Origin of the sequence: Pseudonocardia sp. EV170527-09, from assembly GCF_008369905.1 — a bacterium.
Classification (GTDB): domain Bacteria; phylum Actinomycetota; class Actinomycetes; order Mycobacteriales; family Pseudonocardiaceae; genus Pseudonocardia.
In genome coordinates, this window is record NZ_VRMC01000004.1 from 35,706 (window position 1) to 53,083 (window position 17,378).

General features: G+C 73.6%; 19 protein-coding genes and 2 tRNA genes. 4 read left to right on the top strand and 17 right to left on the bottom strand.

The genetic code is table 11. From position 1 onward, the window contains the following. Nucleotides 1-88: 88 nt before the first annotated feature. The 5 genes from FVA95_RS01930 to FVA95_RS01950 all read right to left on the bottom strand — a co-directional run bounded on the left by FVA95_RS01930 (nt 89) and on the right by FVA95_RS01950 (nt 4,402). Complete coding sequence (locus FVA95_RS01930; RefSeq protein ID WP_149662671.1) at nt 89-649, bottom strand: GNAT family N-acetyltransferase; 561 nt, start codon at nt 647-649, stop codon at nt 89-91. A gap of 61 nt (nt 650-710) precedes the next feature. Further along, entirely contained in the window at nt 711-1,475 is a 765-nt protein-coding gene (locus FVA95_RS01935) for a dihydrofolate reductase family protein (RefSeq protein ID WP_149662672.1), read from the bottom strand. After that, the gene (gene folP / locus FVA95_RS01940; RefSeq protein ID WP_149662673.1) at nt 1,472-2,338 is read right to left on the bottom strand and encodes a dihydropteroate synthase; all 867 of its coding nucleotides are present in this window, start codon (nt 2,336-2,338) and stop codon (nt 1,472-1,474) included. Before folP ends, FVA95_RS01935 begins: the two co-directional genes overlap by 4 nt. Nucleotides 2,339-2,630: 292 nt before the next feature. Next, nucleotides 2,631-3,839 carry an acyl-CoA dehydrogenase family protein gene (locus FVA95_RS01945; protein ID WP_149662674.1) on the bottom strand — a complete coding sequence of 403 codons (1,209 nt, stop codon included), beginning with the start codon at nt 3,837-3,839 and terminating at the stop codon, nt 2,631-2,633. A 32-nt stretch (nt 3,840-3,871) separates the two neighbouring features. Then, on the bottom strand, nt 3,872-4,402 hold the full coding sequence (locus tag FVA95_RS01950; protein WP_149662675.1) for an SCP2 sterol-binding domain-containing protein: 531 nt from the start codon (nt 4,400-4,402) through the stop codon (nt 3,872-3,874). 99 nt (nt 4,403-4,501) lie between these two features. Between FVA95_RS01950 and FVA95_RS01955 the strand changes: the two genes are divergently transcribed. Beyond that, nucleotides 4,502-5,107 carry a TetR/AcrR family transcriptional regulator gene (locus FVA95_RS01955; RefSeq protein WP_149662676.1) on the top strand — a complete coding sequence of 202 codons (606 nt, stop codon included), beginning with the start codon at nt 4,502-4,504 and terminating at the stop codon, nt 5,105-5,107. A 27-nt stretch (nt 5,108-5,134) separates the two neighbouring features. On the opposite strand, the gene FVA95_RS01960 is transcribed toward FVA95_RS01955, so the two are convergent. Both FVA95_RS01960 and deoC read right to left on the bottom strand, forming a co-directional pair. After that, complete coding sequence (locus tag FVA95_RS01960; RefSeq protein WP_149662677.1) at nt 5,135-6,610, bottom strand: hypothetical protein; 1,476 nt, start codon at nt 6,608-6,610, stop codon at nt 5,135-5,137. Nucleotides 6,611-6,689: 79 nt separating this feature from the next. Beyond that, nucleotides 6,690-7,412, bottom strand: a complete 723-nt coding sequence (deoC, locus tag FVA95_RS01965; protein ID WP_149662678.1) for a deoxyribose-phosphate aldolase — start codon at nt 7,410-7,412, stop codon at nt 6,690-6,692. A gap of 166 nt (nt 7,413-7,578) precedes the next feature. Here deoC and FVA95_RS01970 point away from each other — a divergent pair, with 166 nt between their 5' ends. Next, nucleotides 7,579-8,043: an STAS domain-containing protein gene (locus FVA95_RS01970; RefSeq protein WP_149662679.1), complete on the top strand. Its 465-nt coding sequence runs from the start codon at nt 7,579-7,581 to the stop codon at nt 8,041-8,043. Here the strand turns inward: FVA95_RS01970 and FVA95_RS01975 are convergent. From FVA95_RS01975 to FVA95_RS01990, 4 genes are all read right to left on the bottom strand, one after another. Further along, a complete protein-coding gene (locus tag FVA95_RS01975) occupies nt 8,019-9,467 on the bottom strand; it encodes an NAD(P)/FAD-dependent oxidoreductase (protein ID WP_161992162.1) in 1,449 nt (482 codons plus the stop codon). The genes FVA95_RS01970 and FVA95_RS01975 overlap by 25 nt on opposite strands. A 91-nt stretch (nt 9,468-9,558) precedes the next feature. Then, nucleotides 9,559-11,271: a SpoIIE family protein phosphatase gene (locus tag FVA95_RS01980; protein WP_149662681.1), complete on the bottom strand. Its 1,713-nt coding sequence runs from the start codon at nt 11,269-11,271 to the stop codon at nt 9,559-9,561. A gap of 84 nt (nt 11,272-11,355) precedes the next feature. Continuing rightward, the gene (locus FVA95_RS01985; protein ID WP_149662682.1) at nt 11,356-12,519 is read right to left on the bottom strand and encodes an RNA polymerase sigma factor; all 1,164 of its coding nucleotides are present in this window, start codon (nt 12,517-12,519) and stop codon (nt 11,356-11,358) included. Next, entirely contained in the window at nt 12,516-12,923 is a 408-nt protein-coding gene (locus tag FVA95_RS01990) for a YciI family protein (protein WP_075309265.1), read from the bottom strand. Before FVA95_RS01990 ends, FVA95_RS01985 begins: the two co-directional genes overlap by 4 nt. A 122-nt stretch (nt 12,924-13,045) precedes the next feature. Between FVA95_RS01990 and FVA95_RS01995 the strand changes: the two genes are divergently transcribed. Then, nucleotides 13,046-13,474 carry an SRPBCC family protein gene (locus FVA95_RS01995; protein ID WP_205015740.1) on the top strand — a complete coding sequence of 143 codons (429 nt, stop codon included), beginning with the start codon at nt 13,046-13,048 and terminating at the stop codon, nt 13,472-13,474. Here the strand turns inward: FVA95_RS01995 and FVA95_RS02000 are convergent. After that, the gene (locus FVA95_RS02000) at nt 13,356-14,300 is read right to left on the bottom strand and encodes a helix-turn-helix transcriptional regulator (protein WP_149662714.1); all 945 of its coding nucleotides are present in this window, start codon (nt 14,298-14,300) and stop codon (nt 13,356-13,358) included. The two genes, FVA95_RS01995 and FVA95_RS02000, sit on opposite strands and share 119 nt — an antisense overlap. Before the next feature lie 186 nt (nt 14,301-14,486). Between FVA95_RS02000 and FVA95_RS02005 the strand changes: the two genes are divergently transcribed. After that, nucleotides 14,487-15,230, top strand: coding sequence for a DUF3159 domain-containing protein (locus FVA95_RS02005; protein WP_149662683.1), 744 nt, complete (start codon nt 14,487-14,489; stop codon nt 15,228-15,230). Nucleotides 15,231-15,362: 132 nt separating this feature from the next. Here FVA95_RS02005 and FVA95_RS02010 read toward each other — a convergent pair whose 3' ends face one another. The 5 genes from FVA95_RS02010 to FVA95_RS02025 form a co-directional block, all read right to left on the bottom strand. Then, complete coding sequence (locus FVA95_RS02010) at nt 15,363-15,881, bottom strand: hypothetical protein (RefSeq protein WP_149662684.1); 519 nt, start codon at nt 15,879-15,881, stop codon at nt 15,363-15,365. A 312-nt stretch (nt 15,882-16,193) separates the two neighbouring features. Then, nucleotides 16,194-16,269: transfer RNA gene (locus FVA95_RS02015), tRNA-Ala, on the bottom strand. A gap of 36 nt (nt 16,270-16,305) precedes the next feature. Next, nucleotides 16,306-16,416 (bottom strand): DLW-39 family protein, encoded by a 111-nt coding sequence (locus FVA95_RS32560; protein WP_020628481.1) that lies wholly within the window; start codon nt 16,414-16,416, stop codon nt 16,306-16,308. A gap of 40 nt (nt 16,417-16,456) precedes the next feature. Beyond that, a tRNA-Ile gene (locus FVA95_RS02020) sits at nt 16,457-16,530 on the bottom strand. Nucleotides 16,531-16,625: 95 nt separating this feature from the next. After that, entirely contained in the window at nt 16,626-17,339 is a 714-nt protein-coding gene (locus FVA95_RS02025; RefSeq protein WP_240051209.1) for a DUF3566 domain-containing protein, read from the bottom strand. Between the last annotated feature and the right edge of the window lie 39 nt (nt 17,340-17,378).

A 17,378-nucleotide genomic window follows, 5' to 3' on the forward strand; every position in this document is an offset into this window, starting at 1 on the left:
CGGTGCCGGATCCCCGAACCGGCATCCGCGACCACGCCCGTCCGGTGTCCCCGACGACCGGGCACCGGGCGGGCGGTCGTGTGCGGGCTCAGGGACGGCCGTGCCGCGGGCGCGGCGGCGGCGCCGGGACCACCGGCGCGCGGACGAGGAGCTCGTAGCGGTCGAAGGACCCCTCGTCGTCGACGACGTGGCGCAGGAACCGGAACCCGGCCCGCCGCGCGACCCCGACCGATGCGGTGTTCTGCGGGTCGACGTCGATCGAGATCCACCGCACGTCACCACGTTCGCCCAGGTAGCGGGCCGCGAGCCGGACCGCGCGGGTCGCGAGGCCGCGACGGCGGTACGCCGCGTAGACGCCGTAGGACAGACCGGCCCGGCCCCCCGCGGGGTCGAGGTCGACGTCGATGGTCCCGGCGAGGACGGCACCGCCGTCCACCCGGATCCCGAAGCTCAGCTTCGGGCCGTCGTCGGCCCAGCGTTCGATCGCACGACGGATGTGGGCGCGGGCGGTCGCCGGGGTCGCGGGTGCACCACCGAGCCAGCGGACGATCTCGGCGTCCTCACCCGCGAGGTGGGCCGTCACGTCGTCCCAGCCGAGCGGGCTGAGGACGACGACGCCGTCCGCCAGCATGTTGGAGGGACGCGACACGGGACCATCCTGCCCCAGACGTCGCCGTGCGTGATCGGGTACTCCCCTCCGGGGTTCCCCGTCAGGACGACGGCGCCTCGCGCACCCGGTAGCGCATGAGGAGTGTGTCGTCCCCGGTGACGACGCTGACCAGCTCCAGCCGCGCCGGATCCATGCCGGCGCCGCGGGCGATCCGCCCGGCCTCCCCGGAGACGAGGAACGGAGCGAGGGTCAGCCGCAGCTCGTCGACCAGGCCCGCCTCGGCCAGGCTGCCGAACAGCGCGGGGCCGCCCATGCAGTTGATCCGGCGCAGCCCGCGCTCCCCCAGCGCGGAGACCGCGACGTCGAGGTCGACCGACTCGTCGCCGGTGAGCACGACCTCGGCGCCGGCGTCGGTCCACCGGCCGCGCAGGTCCGCGGGGACCGACTCGCAGGTGAGCACGATCGTGGGGACCACGGTGTCGGTCAGCACCGGCGCCGACGGATCGAGGGACTTCCCCGACGAGGTGACGACCGCCGTCGACGGCAGCTCCGACAGCCCGAAGCGGCGGCGCCGGTCGTCCATCCGGTCGTTGTGCTTGACGCCCGTGAACCCCTCGGCGGTGGCGGTCCCGGCCGCGACGAGTACGACGTCGGCCAGGTCGGTCCCCAGGTCGAGCACCGCGCGGTCGGGCGGGGTGGACAGCCCGGCCGAGCTGCCCTCGACCTCGACGGCCCCGTCCGCGCTGGACACGAAGTTGACCGACAGCCGGAGCCGGTCGTCCGGGTAGGCGTAGAGCCGTTCGAGCTGCTCGGTCGACAGCGGCCCGGCGTCGGCCACCGGGAAGATCTGGTGGATCGTGCTCACGCGAGCAGTCTCACCGCCCGCGAGGGATTCCGCTCGCCACGGACGGTCGCGACCATCTCGCACGTCTCCCGGGTGGCCCGGGCCTGGTGGGCGCGCACCATGGCGACGCCGCGGTCGGCGGCCAGCGCCGTCGCGGCGAGGGTACCGGTCAGCCGCTCCTCGAGCGGCACGGCCAGGGACTCGCCGACGACGGTCTTGTTCGACATCGCCAGCAGCACCGGCCAGCCGGTCGCGACCATCTCGTCGATGCCGCGCAGGACCTGCAGGCTGTGCAGGGTGTTCTTGGAGAAGTCGATCGCCGGGTCGATGAGGATCCCGCCGGCGGGCACGCCCGCGGCGACGGCCTTCTCCGCGAGCGCGACGGTCTGGTCGATGACCGTGCGCAGGACGTCGGTGTAGCGCGGCCGGTGCGGCTCGGTGCGCGGGTCGACGTGGTCGGTGTGCGCGCTGACGTAGCCCGCGCCGTACCGGGCGGCAACGTCGAGGATCCCGACGTCGGCGGCCGCCCAGTTGTCATTGACCAGGTCGGCGCCGGCCGCGCAGACCGCATCGGCGGGTCCGGCGCGGAAGGTGTCGACCGAGATCGCGACGTCGGGGAACGTGTGGCGTGCCCACTCCACGGTCGGCACGACCCGATCGATCTCCTCCTGCTCGGTCACCTCGGCACCCGGGCTGGCCGGCACGCCGCCGATGTCGATGACGTCGGCACCCTCCCGGACCACCGCCGTGATGCGGTCCCGGGCGGCCTGCTCGGCGAAGGTGACCCCGTGGTCGTAGAACGAGTCGGGGGTCCGGTTGACGATCGCCATGACCATCGCCCGGTCCCGGTTCCAGGTACGTCCACGGAACGTCACGCTCGGCACGTGGTCTCCTCACAGCACGGACGGGCCCGCTGCAGGACCCGGTTGGATCTCCATCCTGCCCCGGGGCCCGGCGTGCGTGCCCACCCCGACGGTCATCGGTCGCGCGTGTGCTCCCGCAGCGGCGGCTCGGCGGCCACCCGCGGCCCGGTCGCGACCTCTCCCAGCAACCGTGCCTCGCGCACGTCATCTTCTCGTCGATCCGCCGAAAAGTCCGATGCGCGCGACGGAGCCACGTACCGCACAGCCGTCCGGTCCGGTCCGCCGATCGTCGCGGCGGACCGGACCGCCGAGGTCACGACAGGTGCCGCCCGGAGATCGCCCGGGCGATGACGAGCTGCTGGATCTGCTCGGTGCCCTCGAAGATGTCGTAGATCTTGGCGTCGCGGTGCATCCGCTCCACCGGGTGCTCGCGCGAGTAGCCCGCGCCGCCGAGGATCTGGATGGCCCGCTCGGTGGCCCACACCGCGACCCGGCCGGCCTTGAGCTTGGACATCGACCCCTCGCCCGCCGTGAACGGGACGTTGTTGCGCCCCATCCAGGCGGCCCGGTGCACGAGCAGCCGGGCGGCGTCGATCTCGGTCTTCATGTCCGCGAGGGTGAAGGAGATCGCCTGGTTCTCGATGATCGGGCGGCCGAAGGCGACCCGGTCCTTGGCGTACTCCAGGGCGTACTCGTAGGCGGCGCGGGCGATGCCGATCGCCTGCGAGCCGACCGTCGGACGGGACAGCTCGAAGGTCTGCATCGCGGCGGAGCCCGTCGACTTCTCCCCCGACCTGGCACGGGCGAGCCGCTCGTCCAGCTTCTCCTTGCCGCCGAGCAGGCACGAGCCGGGGAGCTTCACGTCGTCGAGGAAGACGTCCGCGGTGTGCGACGCGCGCAGACCCATCTTCTTGATCTTGCGGGTGGACTCCAGGCCGGGGGTCTTCGGCGGGACGACGAACGCGGCCTGCCCCTTGCTCCCCAGCGCCGGGTCGACGACCGCCTGCACCACGTGGATGTTCGCGATGCCGCCGTTGGTGGCCCAGGCCTTCTGGCCGGTGAGGGTCCACTCGTCCTTCGCCTCGTCGTAGACGGCACGGGTGCGCATCGCCGAGACGTCGGAACCGGCTTCGGGCTCGGACGAGCAGAACGCTCCGACCTGCGGCTCGGAGGCGTCGCCGTAGCACTGCGGGATGAACTCGACCATCTGCTCGGGGGTGCCCGAGGCGAAGATGCCGGCCACCGCGAGAGTGGTGCCGAAGATCGCCATGCCGATGCCGCCGTCGCCCCAGAAGAGCTCCTCGTTGACCAGCGGCATGGACAGGCCGGTCTCGTCACCCCAGAAGGAGGCGAGGGTCTCGAAGTTGTAGAGTTCGATCTTCGCGGCCTCCTGCAGGATCGGCCACGGGGTCTCCTCGCGCTCGTCCCACTCGGCGGCGGCCGGGCGCACGACGTCGGCGGCGAAGCCGTGCACCCACTCCTGCAGCTCGCGGTGCTCCTCGGACAGTTCGAAGGAAGTCATCTCAGCTCTCCGCTGGTCGGTCGCGGTTCTCGTCAGGCAGACGGAATCTGGAACATCTTATGCAGAGCGGTCGCGAAGCCAACGTCGCCGGAGACCTTGAGCTTGCGCGTCATGAACAGGGTCACCGGGTTGGCGTTGTTCGTCGCGACTTTGAGGAACTCGGTGCCGGGCATGGTCAGCGCGGTGCGGGGGTCCTCGTCGGTGCCCTCGGTGACCGTGCAGGTGCCGTTCTGCATCACGGTCTGGAAGCTGTCGACCGTCGAGCCGTCCTTGATGTGCCAGTGCACGACCTGCCGGTTCCCGGTCGCGCCCTTGGACGAGTAGAACTCGCTCATCCGGCCGAAGATCGCCTCGAGCACCGGTCGGCGGACCTCGGACGACATCACGGTCGCCAGCTGCTGCTTCGACGCGGTCTTGACCAGGCGGGCGAACAGCGACGGGTCGACGTTCTTCGCGTTCCCGTCGCGCAGAGCCGTCCCGAGCGTGGCGATCAGCTGCTCGTCGGACAGGGACTTCGGGTCGACGCTGCGACCCAGCTCGTTGATGTCGACCGTGTCGGCCATCGCTCGTTCCACCTCGCCGTGGTTCACACAAGTGTCCGGTACTCGCCGTACCGGCTCGGGACGAGCCGTACTTTACGCAGCAGTAGCTAAGCTGTCGAGATGGCATCTGCACCCCGTCGCAGGCTCCCGCCCGCGCAGCGCGAGAAGCAGGTCCTCGACGCGGCGGTGCGCGTGTTCTCCCGGGACGGGTTCCACGACGCGTCGATGGACGGCGTCGCCGACGAGGCGGGGCTGTCGAAGCCGATGGTCTACACGCACGGCGGGGGCTCGAAGGAGGAGTTGCTGCGGCGGTGCATCCGCCGCGAGGCCGACCGACTGCTGGAGTCGGTCTCCGGCGCCGCGGCCGGGGCGCCGGTCGACGCCGAGGTGCGACTGCACCGCGGTCTCCGGGCGTTCTTCGCCAGTGTGACCACCCATCGCGACGGCTGGTCCGTGCTCTACCGCCAGGCCCGCACCGGTGCGCTCGCGGACGAGGTGCACGCGGCGCGCACCCGGATCGTCGACCGGGTGGCGCGGCTGCTGGCGGCCGAGCTGGCCGTCCCCGCGGGCGTGGACCCGGCGACGGTCACCGCCCCGCTCGCGGCGGCGCTGGCGGGAGCGGCCGAGGGACTGGCCGACTGGGCGGGCGACGGCGCGGACCCCGACGACCTCACCTCGACGGTGATGACACTGGTCTGGCCGGGCCTGGAGCGCCTGCGCGAGTGAGTCGCCGATGCCGCCCCCGCCGTGCGCTCAGCCCTCCGTCGCCGGCCGCGTCACGAGGCGCCGGGTGCGGTCCGGCAGCCGGTCGACGATCCGGCCGATCCGCTCGGTGGTGCCCTGCAGCGGCGCGAGCGCGTCGGCCAGCACGCCGATCTGCCGGTCGAGCGCGTCGATCCGGGCCGCGACCGACCGCAGGTCCGGGGCGACGGCGGTCAGCTGGCTCGCGGCCTGCGCGAGGTTGACGTCCAGGGCGGCCAGCCGCGGGGTCCCGTCGGCATCGGCGTCGGCGACGGCCGCCGCGATCCGCCGGACGGCGCCCTGGTCTCCGGTGGCCGCGGCCAGTGTCGCGAGGTCCTCGCGCACCGTCGCCAGCGCCCGCAGCGGCTCGACCGCCCCGGCGAGGGCCGCGAGGTCACCGGGGGTGCGGGCGAGCTCCTGCAACGGTCCGACCGCCTCGGCCAGACGTGCGAGGTCGGCCCGGGTCGCCGCCAGCTCGTGCACCGCGGGGACGGCGCCGGTGAGGCTCTCCAGGTGCTCGCGCGCCGCGGCCAGCTCCCGCAGCGGCTCCACCGCCCCGGCCAGCTGCGCCAGGTCGGCGCGGGTGGCGGCGAGCTCCTGGAGCGGGGCGACGGCGTCGGCGAGGCGCTGCAGCGACGTGACGGCCCCGGCGAGTGCGGCGAGGTCACCCGCGGCCGGTGCCAGCTCCCGCAGCGGTGCCGCGGCGCCGGCCAGCTCGTGCAGGTCCTCGCGCACCGCGGCCAGCTCGGCCAGCGGTCCGACCGCCGCGCTCAGCTCGCGCAGCGACTCCACCGCCGTGCCCAGCTCGGCCAGCGGCCCGACGGCGGTGGCGAGCTCACGCAGCGCGTCGACCGCGCCCGCCAGCTCCGACAGCGGCCCCACGGCACCCGCCAGCTCCCGCAGCGGGGCCACCGCCGTGCCGAGCTCGCGCAGCGGCCCGACCGCGGCGGCCAGCTCGTGCAGGTCGCTGCGGACGGCGGCGAGCTCCCGCAGGTCCTCCCGCATCCCCGCCAGCTCGTGCAGGTCCCCGCGCACCGCGGCCAGCTCGTGCAGGTCGTCGCGCACGCTCGCCAGGTGGTGCAGGTCCTCCCGCAGCCCGGCGAGCTGGTGCAGGTCGTCGCGGGCGCCGGCCAGCTCGCGCAGCGGTCCGGCGGCTCCGGCCAGCTCGACCACGGCCGCGGTCAGCCGATCGATCCGCTCGACGGTCACCGGGTCGTCCCACAGCGTCACGACCCGGCCGAGCACGTCGTCGAGCACCGGGGCGAGACCGGTCAGCGCGGCGTCGACACCGGCGATGCGCCGCGGGAGCGCGGCGACCTCGGCCGCCACCGACGGCATGGCCTCGACCGCCCGCGGGGCCTCGGCCAGCCAGCCGGGCAGCCGTCGACCGATCTCGACGGCGGCGCCGACCGTGCCGAGTGCGGCACCGATCAGCGTCCCGGTGACGCCCGCGGGCGACCAGGAGCTCGGGAGGGGCTGCTTCGCCATGGGACTCCTCCGGCTCACGGGAACGTGCTCGGACCAGCTTCGCAGATCCGGCGGGCCGGGGTGCCGCGCGGCAGCCCTCTCAGTAGGACGCGTCGTCCACCCGGGCCACCGCGTCGCCGCCGGCGTCGCGGGCCGCGGCGTCGTCGAGGATCGTGGCGGTGCCGCTGGTACCGAAGCGGGTGACGCCCGCGGCGTGGAAGGCCAGCACGGTGTCGAGGTCGCGGACCCCGCCGGAGGCCTTGACCTGCACCTGCGGTCCGACGGTGGCGCGCATGAGCGCGAGGTGCTCGGACGTGGCGCCGCCGCCGGCGAAACCGGTGGAGGTCTTCACGAAGGCGGCGCCCGCCGACTCGGCGGCCCGGCAGCCGGCGACCACCTCGTCGTCGGACAGGAGCGCGGTCTCCAGGATCACCTTCACGACGCGACCGTCGGCGGCCTCGACGACGGCCCGGATGTCGGCCTCGACGTCATCGGTCAGGCCGCTGCGCAGCCGGCCGATGTTCAGCACCATGTCGAGCTCGACGGCACCGTCGGCGATCGCCTGCCGCGCCTCGGCGACCTTGGCCGCGGTGCTGGTCGTGCCGTGCGGGAACCCGATCACGGTGCCGACGGCGACGCCGGTCCCCGCGAGCCGGGCGACGGCGTGCGCGACGTCGGACGGGCGCACGCAGACGCTGAAGATGCGGTAGCGGGCGGCGACGTCGAGCTGGGCGTCGACCTCGGTGCGGGTCAGCTCGGGCTTGAGGATCGCGTGGTCGATCATCCCGGCGATCGCGGCGGCGGAGAGGGTCGTAGCGCTCACGGTGGTCCTTCGGGTCCCGGCGGGAGGATCGCCCCCGCGGGTGGTCGGCGGTCGGATGCGAAGGCTACGCGCCCGGGCCGCCCCCGATCAGCACATGCGGCGGCGGCCACCCGCTGCGATGCTGGTCGGACGCCCCGGAGATCCCGGGGGCGGAAAGGGGCCGACCATGGCGGACGACGACCGCTCCGCTCCGGATGCCGCGCACGCCGCCGCTCCCGGGCCGACGTTGCGGTTCGAGCAGTCCAGCCACCCGGCGGGCGCCACGGTGCTGCACGCGATCGGCGCCATCGACGACGACACCTCGCCCGATCTCTGGGTCGAGATGGGCATCTGGTCCGAGGCGGGCCCCGAACTGATCCTCGACCTGTCCCGCGTGGACTTCCTGGGGACGGCGGGGCTGAACTCGCTGCTCCAGTCCCGCGACATGATGGGTGCCGAGGGCAAGCGGCTGCGGGTGCACTGCGGATCGAGCCGGCCCGCGCGGCGCGCGCTCCAGGTGACCGGCGCGATGGACCTGTTCGACGTCGTCGACCGGATCCCCGATGAGCCGGTCTCGTCCCGGAACATGCTGTTCGGCGTACCGGACCCGGACGTCCGGCTGAACGGTCAGCGCCGCTCGAACGAGGGGTAGCCCGCGACGGCTTCGTCGTCGCAGGCCCGCAGCACGCCCGCGACCCCGCCGGGCACCGCGTACGGCGCGACCGGCTCCGCCGGGCACGACAGCGCCTCGATCGTCGACAGGCCGCCGGCGTCGAGGTCGCCGATCGCCCGGTCCACCCACTCGACCTGTCCCTGCAGGCAGGCCGCGTCGTTGCCGTACCCGAAGGTCGGCGCCAGCGGCGCGAACAGGTTCGGGAAGCCGGGGTGCGCGAGACCGAGCAGGCCCGGCCCGGTGCCGAGCAGCCGCCCGTCGCGTCCGACGACGTCGATCCCGGCGCGGGTCGCGGTCGGGTCGAACCCGGTGGCCAGCACGATCGCGTCCAGCCCGACGACGGTCCCGTCGGCCAGCTCGACCCCCTCCGGCCGGATCCGGACGACCGGGTTCCGCCCGACGGGGACCACCTCGACGTCGTCGCGGTGGAAGGTCTCCAGCCAGCCCTGGTCGGTGGCGACGGGGCGCAGGCCGTAGTCGTCGCCGGCCGGGACCAGCGCCGCCGCGAGACGGTCGTCGCCCAGTCGCGCCCGCATCCGGTCGCGGACGACGGCGGCCGCCGCGGCCCGCAGCGCCGGGTCCGACGCGAACCCGGCGAGCCGCGTCGGGTGCAGCGACAGCGGGTCCTCGTCGTAGGCGGTCCCCAGGCTGTGGAGTCCTCTGTGGACAGACGGGTGCGCGGTGCCCGACGCCGTGGACCGGACCGCCTCGCGCATCGCGGGAAGGCGGTCGCGGTAGGCCGCACGCTCCGGCCAGCCGTACATCGGGTTGGCCGCGGGCAGCACGAAACGCGATGTCCGGGCCAGGACGGTGACCCGGCCGACCCGACCGGCCAACGCCGGGACCAGCTGGACCGCGCTCGGCCCACAGCCGACGACACCCACCCGCAGCCCGTCGAACCCGGGCCCTCGGGCGGGCCACGCTCCGGTGTGGACGACCGGCCCGGCGAAGTCCGACCGGCCGGGGACGGCGTCGGTGCGGGGCGCGGTGAACGCGCCCGTGCAGCGGACCAGGAACCGTGCCGACAGCTCGCCGTCGCCGGTGCGCACCCGCCAGCGCGCGCCGTCCCAGCGGGCAGCGGTGACCGGTGTGGACAGTCGCAGGTCGCGGTGCAGATCGAGCCGGTCGGCGACGAACCGCAGCCAGCGCAGCACCTCGTACCCGGCCGGGAAGCGCTCGCTCCAGCCCCAGTCGCGGTACAGGTCGTCGGAGAACAGGTACTGGTACGCCGCACCCTCGGTGTCGATGCGGGCACCCGGGAACCGCTGGTGGTGCCAGACGCCGCCGAGCTCGGGTGCGGCGTCGACACAGGTGACCCGCAGACCGCGCCGTCGCAGCAGGTGCAGCGCGTACAGCCCCGCGACCCCGGCGCCGACGACCACGACGTCGTGCTCGTCCTCCACCGGCCCAGCGTGGCCGATCCCCGACGCCGCCGGACCGACCTGTCTCAGATCGACACGCGATGCCCGAGGAGAGAACGCCTCCGGGGACGGGTCAGCGCGTGGGGAGCTCGGCCCACACCCGCTTGCCGCCGCCGCGGGTGTCACAACCCCACGACTGCGCGACGGCGTCCACGAGCTGCAGGCCGCGCCCGCGCGCCGCCCGCACGTCGAGCGGCTGGAGCAGCGGGCTGCCGGAGTCCTCGTCCTCGACCTCGATCCGCAGGGCATCCACGGTCCGGACCAGGGCCAGGCGGAACGGGGTGCGGGCGTGGTCGACGACGTTCGCGACGAGCTCCTCGATGACCAGCATCGCGTCGGCGAGGCTGCCCGGGTCGAGGTCCCAGCCGGTCAGGACGCGTTCCGCGGAACGCCGCGTCTCCCGGCCGACCCCGGCGTGCGGGACGTGCTCGGTGACGACCCGGTCGGCGTCGACAGCGCCGGGCTCCTCGACCTGCACGACGACCACCCCGGCGTCGTCGCTGAGGTGGCCGTCGCAGTGTGCAAGGGCGGCGCCGGTGAGGGCGCGCGCGATCGTGTCGGCGTCGGCGCCCGGGACGAGCGAGGCCAGGGTGCGCCGGGCACCCTCCTCCTCCAGCTGTTCCCAGTGCCCGCGCACGTGCGCCTCGGTGATGCCGTCGGTGTAGAGCACGAGACTGTCGCCCGGGGCGAGGGTGACCGCCTCGTGGGCCACCGTCGGGGTGGTGCCGATACCGAGCACCAGCCCGCCGCCGCCGTGGAACTCGACGGTGCCGTCGGCCCGTCGGACGAGGACGGGTGGGTGGCCGGCCGAGGCCAGATCGGCGTGCCAGGTGCCGGAGGGGCCGCGGCGCAGCGACGCGAGCGCGGCGGTGACGAAGCTGATGCGGCCGTCGAACCAGACGTGCAGGACGTCGTTGACGGTGCGGAGCACGGCGACCGGGTCGTCCTCGACGTGTGCGGCGGTGCGCGTGGCCGAGCGGGCCAGCGCGGTCGTCCGGGCGGCGGCGGAGCCCTTGCCCTGGACGTCGCCGATCACCACGGCGACGCCGTCCGGGGTGGGGACCGCGTCGTAGAAGTCGCCCATGACCTCCACACCGGAACCGGCCGGCAGGAAACGGGCCGCGATGTCGATCCCGGGCAGCCGCGGGGGCCGTGCGGGCAGCAGCGACTCCTGCAGCGTCCGGGCCAGCGTCTCGGCCTCGGCGGCGTGGCGGGCGGCGGCGAGCGCCTGCCGCTCGGTCTCGCGCAGGGCCAGGCGCAGCGCGATCTCGCCCTCGACGGCGTCGGCCAGGGTCCGGATGGTCTCGCGGTGCAGCGGGGTCCACTCCCGGGCGACCACGTCCATCGCACAGAGATTGCCCACGACCTGGCCCGCGGGGTCGCGCACCGGCACCCCGAGCCAGGCGGCCGCTCCGAACTCGGTGATCAGGCTCAGGTCGCGCAGCCGCGGCTCGGCCTGCACGTCACCGGCGCAGATCTCGCCGTCGGACTCGACGACGACCTTGCACCCACTGTCCTCGACGGGCGCCGACCAGACTCCCTCCGGGCCGACGATCTGTGCCGGTTCGGGCGTGCCCTTGAGGAAGGTCCGGACCTCGTCGACGACGGTCAGCATGACCGCCGGGGTCCCGAGGACCACCGAGACCAGCCTGGTCAGGCGGTTGAACGCCTCCTCCGGCCCGGTGTCGAGCAGCCGGGTGGCGCGGACCGCGGCCAGCCGCGCAGGCGATTCCAGCGGCGACGGTGCCGCGACCGTGACCGCGACGGGATCCGACACCAGGCTCATTCACGTGATCCTCGCACCGCATCGCGTCGGCGTCCCGTCGGTGTGCCGAGGAATCCAGGCGATCATCAATCGTGACGATGCGGTTCAGCTTTCCGATCCGGAGTGGAGCCGGGCTGCGCACCGGGTCAGGTGGTCCCGTTCGGCGGTGGAGGACGCCAGCGCCGCGGCCTCGGCGTAGAGACGCGCGGCCGTGGCCCGCTCCGCCCGTTCGTGGAGGTGGGCGCTGACCGCGGTCCAGCGGGGCAGTGTCGGGTCGAGGTCGGCGAGTGCCGCCAGGCCGGCCCGTGGACCGTCGGCCTCCCCGACCGCGACGGCGCGGTTCAGCCGGGCGACCGGGCTGCCGGTGAGCCGGACCAGCTCGTCGTACCACTCGACGATCTGGGGCCAGTCGGTCTCCTCGGCCGCAGGCGCGTCGGCGTGCAGGGCGGCGACGGCCGCCTGGGCCTGGAACTCCCCCAGCCGGTCACGGGCCAGCGCGGCCTGCAGCACCGCCACGCCCTCGGTGATCATCGCGGTGTCCCAGCGCCCGCGGTCCTGCTCGGCCAGCGGCACCAGCTCGCCGGCCGGACCGGTCCGGGCGGCGCGGCGGGCGTGGTGCAGCAGCATCAGCGCGAGCAGACCGGCGACCTCTGGATGGTCGACCGACGCCGCGAGGCGCCGGGTCAGCCGGATCGCCTCCGCGGCGAGGTCGACGTCGCCGGAGTAGCCCTCGTTGAACACCAGGTAGAGCGTCCTCAGGACGGTCGCGACGTCGCCGGGTCGGTCGAGCCGCTCCCCCGCGACGGTGCGCTTGGCGCGGCTGATCCGCTGCGCCATCGTCGCCTCGGGCACCAGGTAGGCCGCAGCGATCTGGCGGGTGGTGAGCCCGCCGACGGCGCGCAGGGTGAGTGCGACCGCCGACGACGGCGACAGCGACGGGTGCGCGCACAGGAAGTACAGCTCGAGCGCGTCGTCGTGGTCCGACGCCGGACCCGGCACCGGCTCGGCCTCGGCCCGTTCCTCCCGGACACGACGCGCGGTCTCCGACCGGGTGGCGTCGAGGAAGCGGCGCCAGGCCACCGCCACCAGCCAGCCCTTCGGGTCCCGCGGCGGGTCGGCCGGCCAGGTCCGCAAGGCCTCGACCAGCGCGTCCTGCACGGCGTCCTCGGCCGCCGCGAAGCCCACCCCGCGACGGCCGAGGATCCCGAGGACCTCCGGTACGAGACCACGCAGCAGCGCGGCGTCGGCACCGACCGCCTCGCTGCTCACTCCGTGACGGTCGGCGGGGCCTCGAGGAACGGGCGCAGCTCGATCCACTCGTGGATCGGCTCCCCGCCGGCACCAGGCGCCGCCGACAGCACACCGGTCACCTCGACGGCCCGCTCGTAGCTGTCGACGTCGATGATCATCCAGCCGGCGACGAGGTCCTTGGTCTCGGCGAACGGACCGTCGGTGACGGGCGGGCGGCCCTCGCCGTCGTAGCGGACGAAGGTGCCCTCGGGAGCGAGTGCCTGGGCGTCGACGAACTCCCCGGAGCGCTTCAGGTCCTCCGCGAGGTCCTGCATGAAGCGGATGTGCGCGGTGACCTCCTCGGGAGCCCAGCGGTCCATCGGCACGTCGTTCTTCGGGGCCGGGGCTCCGCGGTAGTGCTTGAGCAGCAGGTACTTGGCCATGGTGGATCTCCTCGGTGCTCGTCGCGGCCCATCCTGGCCGCGTTCACCCCGGGGACGGAACCGGACGCACGTTCTCGACACCGCCGCTCGATTTTTCTTCTACCCGTCAGTAGGTTCCGCACATGATCAGAGCGACGTCCGTCCGCACCGTGTCCGCGACGACCGAGGCGGTGTGGTCGGTGCTGTCCGACCACGAGGGCATGTCGACCTGGGCGCCGGGCCTGAAGGTGGAGATCACCCGCGCGGGCACGCCGGAGCCGAACGGGGTCGGGACGGTGCGCAAGGTCGGGATCGGGTCGCCGGGGCCGATCGTCGAGGAGGTCACCGCGTTCGAGCCGGGGCGACGGCTGGGCTGCCGCGCGATCGCCGGGGTGCCGCTGAAGAACTACCGGGGCGAGGTCACGCTGCGCCCGGTCGGCGCCGGCACGGAGATCACCTACGCCGTGGAGGCCGACAAGCGGCTGCCCGTCGGGGAGGCGTTGCTGGCCAAGGGGCTGTCGGCGGTGTTGCTGTCCGGGCTGGTGCGCGGGATCGGCGCCGGGCCGCGCTGACCGCCCCGATGACCGAGAGGAGCTGCAGCTTCTCGTGTGTCTCGCTGCCCGGGACGGCGGTGTAGACGAGCAGCAGGTGGGACTGCTCGGGGTCGAGCAACGTCTGACAGTGCAGTTCCAGCGCGCCGACCTCGGGGTGGACGAGCCGTTTGAGGTCGTCGGACCGGGCGCCGATCTCGTGGGCGTCCCACAGCGTGCGGAACTCCTCGTTGTGCGGGTGGAGGAGGGTGGCGAGCCGGGCCGCGCGGGAGTCCGGTCCACGCCGGGCCGCGACCGCGCGCAGGCCCGAGACGTAACGCCGCGACAGCAGCGCGTGGTCCTCCGGTGGGTAGCGCCTGCGGGCTGCGGGCTCGGTGAACCAGCGGTAGCCGACGCTCCGCCTCGGCCCGGTGAACCCGGTCGTGTCGCCGGTGAGCGCGACCCCCAGTGACGTCTGGCGCAGCGTCTCCCCGAGCTCGGTGACGATCTCGGCGGGGGTGTCGACGAGCCGGTCGAAGATGCGCAGCAGCCCGGGTCCGATGTGGTCGCTGCCCGCTCCGCGGGCGGGTGGGTGCTGGCCGGCGAGCCGGAACAGGTGGTCACGCTCGTCGAGCGACAGGTGCAGGCCCTGGGCGATCGCGGCGATCATCTGCTCCGACGGCCGCGGGCCGCGCTCCCGTTCGAGGCGCGCGTAGTAGTCGGTCGACATGTGGCACAGGGCCGCGGCTTCCTCCCGGCGCAGCCCGCTGGTGCGGCGGCGCTGCCCCCGCGGCAGTCCGACGTCCTCCGGTTGGAGCACCTCACGACGCCGGCGCAGGAACTGCGCCAGGCCAGTCCGGTCGATCATCCGCGCCGCCTCTCGGTCGCTCACCGATTCGTTCCTACCGCGACGCGCGGGGCGTAACCACGGACTGCCGATCCTCCCCACCAGCTCCGGGTCGGACCGCTCAGCCACGGATCGTCAGGCCGTGGCTACCGACCGGCACAGCGACGAACGTGGTCGGCACACCCCCACCGAGCCGAGGAGCCCACCGTGCCGAACGAACTCGTGTCGCTCGACCCGACCGCGACCGTCCCATCGGATCGCCCGGAGGACCGTCGCTCGGACGGGCAGGCCCCGGCCGCGACGCTCGGCGCCGCGATGCGCACCAGCCTGGAGCGATCCGGTGGCGGGCTCGGCATCCTCCTCGCCGCCGTACCGACCGTCGCCTTCGTGGTCGCCGACGCGGTGGGTGGTCTGACCTGGGCCTTCGTCGCGCTCGCCGTGGCGGCGCCAGTGACGTTCGGGGTGCGCCTGGCCCGCCGGGAGTCACTGCGGGCGGCCGTCGTCGGTCTGGCGGTCGCCGCGGTGTGCGCAGCGGTCGCCGGGTTCTCCGGGGAGGCGCGGGCGTTCTTCCTGCTGCCCACCCTGATCCCCGCCGCGCTCGGCGTGCTGTTCCTCGGCTCGGTCCTCGTCCGCCGCCCGGTGACCGGGACGTTGTTCAACCGCCTGGTCGGCGGCCCCGACGACTGGCGCGACCACTCCCGGCTGATGCGCATCTACACCGTCACCACGCTGGTCGGCGTCGTGCTCCACGCGCTCAACCTCACCCTGCGCGCCCTGGCCTACCTGGCGGACCAGCCCGCCGTCCTCGCCGCCCTCAGCGTCGGGGCCGCTCCGGTCTTCGCCGCGCTCGCCGCGGCCACGCTCGTCGCCGCACGCCGTGCGGTCAGCTCCAGCGGCGCCAGTGACGGGGGCATCGAACCCCTGGCCCCGGCCTTGCGAACGCGCACCTGACTCGCCGCCCGCCCGCGGCCGGCGCTCGGCGCCTGTGATCACCAGCCCACCCGCTGCCACATCGTGTCAGCGGGTACCGGGCTGCCCCGGCACTCATGTGCCCCGGATGTGCCCTGAGGAGTCGACCGTCGGTCAGGTCGACTCCACGGAGGCGGCGGACCGACGCCCCTGCTTCAGGACGAGCGCCACGACCGTCCCGACGGCGAGACCACCCACGATGGGAGCGAAAACGTCACCGTCCTCGACGCTGACCCACGCGATCACCCAGTGCACCACGATCGCAGCGCCCCCGACGCCGCCGGCTACCGCCGACAGTCCGATGGACGACCGGCGGTAGCGAACTACCAGGAAGACGGCTTCGACAGCTGTCGCATACAACACCGAGTAGACCAACGCAGGCCAGTACGGTGCGGGCCAGACGAACCCGACGACCGCACCGCCGACCAGGCCAGCCACCACACCTGCTCCGGGAAGGGGCACACGGTCGAGAGCCCACAGCGACGGCACCAACCACAACGCAAGCAAGCCGAACCACGGGCCGCCGGGAAGAATCCCCACGCTGACGCTCAAGACCCCTACAGCAGCGATCACGCCCCCGAGGAGCCCGATCCATAGCAACCTTCGCAGGATCCGAGCCTCAAAGATCCGCATGCTGGGAGGCTGACCGCTGGCTCAGGACTCAGTGGAGGTCCGTCGGACGCTCTCATGTGAAGGCCGTCGTCAAGTAGTTGGTCAGGCGAGCCGCCCCCCACCACGCCGGAGCCCGTCGGCGAGTACGTGCATGGCGAGCTGGTCAGGATGGCTCGTCATCCCACGATCGACGACGCCATGTGGGAGCTCAGAGAGATCCAGGCAGCAGATCCAAGCCTGGCGATCGACTTCGCCAACCGCACGGACTCTGCCGCATGTCCCCGGATGTGCCCCACGACGGGGACGAGAAGCGCTGGAACGGCGTGTTTCTGCTGGTGGAGACAAGGGGAATCGAACCCCTAACCCCCGCCTTGCAAAGGCGGTGCTCTGCCAATTGAGCTATGTCCCCTGGTGGGTCCCGACCACGGTACCCCGGGAGGCGGAGTCAGCGGGTGGTGGCCTCGTGCCACAGGTCGTCGGACCCGACACCGCGGAGGCGGGACCAGCCGAAGTACGCGGCACCGGCGGCGACGGCCAGCACGAACAGCTTCTTCATCGCAGGTCTCCTCGCGAGTGACTGTCGGAGGGGGAAGGTGTGGGCCTAGCTGGATTTGAACCAGCGACCTCATCGTTATCAGCGATGCGCTCTAACCAACTGAGCTATAGGCCCGTGCAACAGGAGAAACACTACCGCACGGGGTCGAGCGGGTTACGAGGGGGTCCCCCGACGCTCGGCCCCGTGCGGTGTGCGCGACGACGCTCCGGTCAGTCCCGTTCGGAGAGCGTGACCTCGATGCCGCCGACCAGGTCGGCGGCCACGTTGTAGACGAACGCGACCACGGTGATGGCCACCGCGAACAGCAGGCTGTTGACCGCACCGACGACGGCCGCGAGCCCGAAGACCCGGCCCACACTGATCAGCGAGCCCCCGGTCTCCTGCTGCGAGGTGACGAGGTCGGCGTAGGTGCCGTTGAGCCGGTCCCAGACGCCCATCCCGCCGAGCACGCCGTACAGGACGCCCGCGGCGACCATCCAGACCAGCCACAGCACGACGGCCAGCGCCAGGGCCATCTTGAGCACCGACCACGGGTCGAGCCGCTTGAGCTGCAGCAGCGCCTGGCGCGGGGGCCGGTTGCGGACCGACGCGCGCGGCGGGTCCGCCGGGCCCGTGCCGTTCTCGTGCAGCTCCGGATCGCGGACGGCGGTCGTCGCACCGGTGGCCGCACTCGGTCCGGGTGCGGTCATGAAGGCAGTCGGGGCCTCGCTGAGCAGCGAGTCCGCGACGGTGCCGCCGTCGTGGTCGTCATGGGTGTCGGGTACCCGGCGCCACGGGGGCGGCGAGGCCGCGGCCGGCTCGGCCGCGGCGTCGTCGCGCGGGCCGGGGACGTGGTCGGCCGCCGCCGTCGACGGGTCGTGGTCGGCGTCGGTGGCGACGGTGCGGGCCTCGTCCTGCGACGGGGTGCGGTCGTCGGTGCTCACGAGTGGGAGCTCTCCTCGCTGGTCGTCGCTCGGTACTAC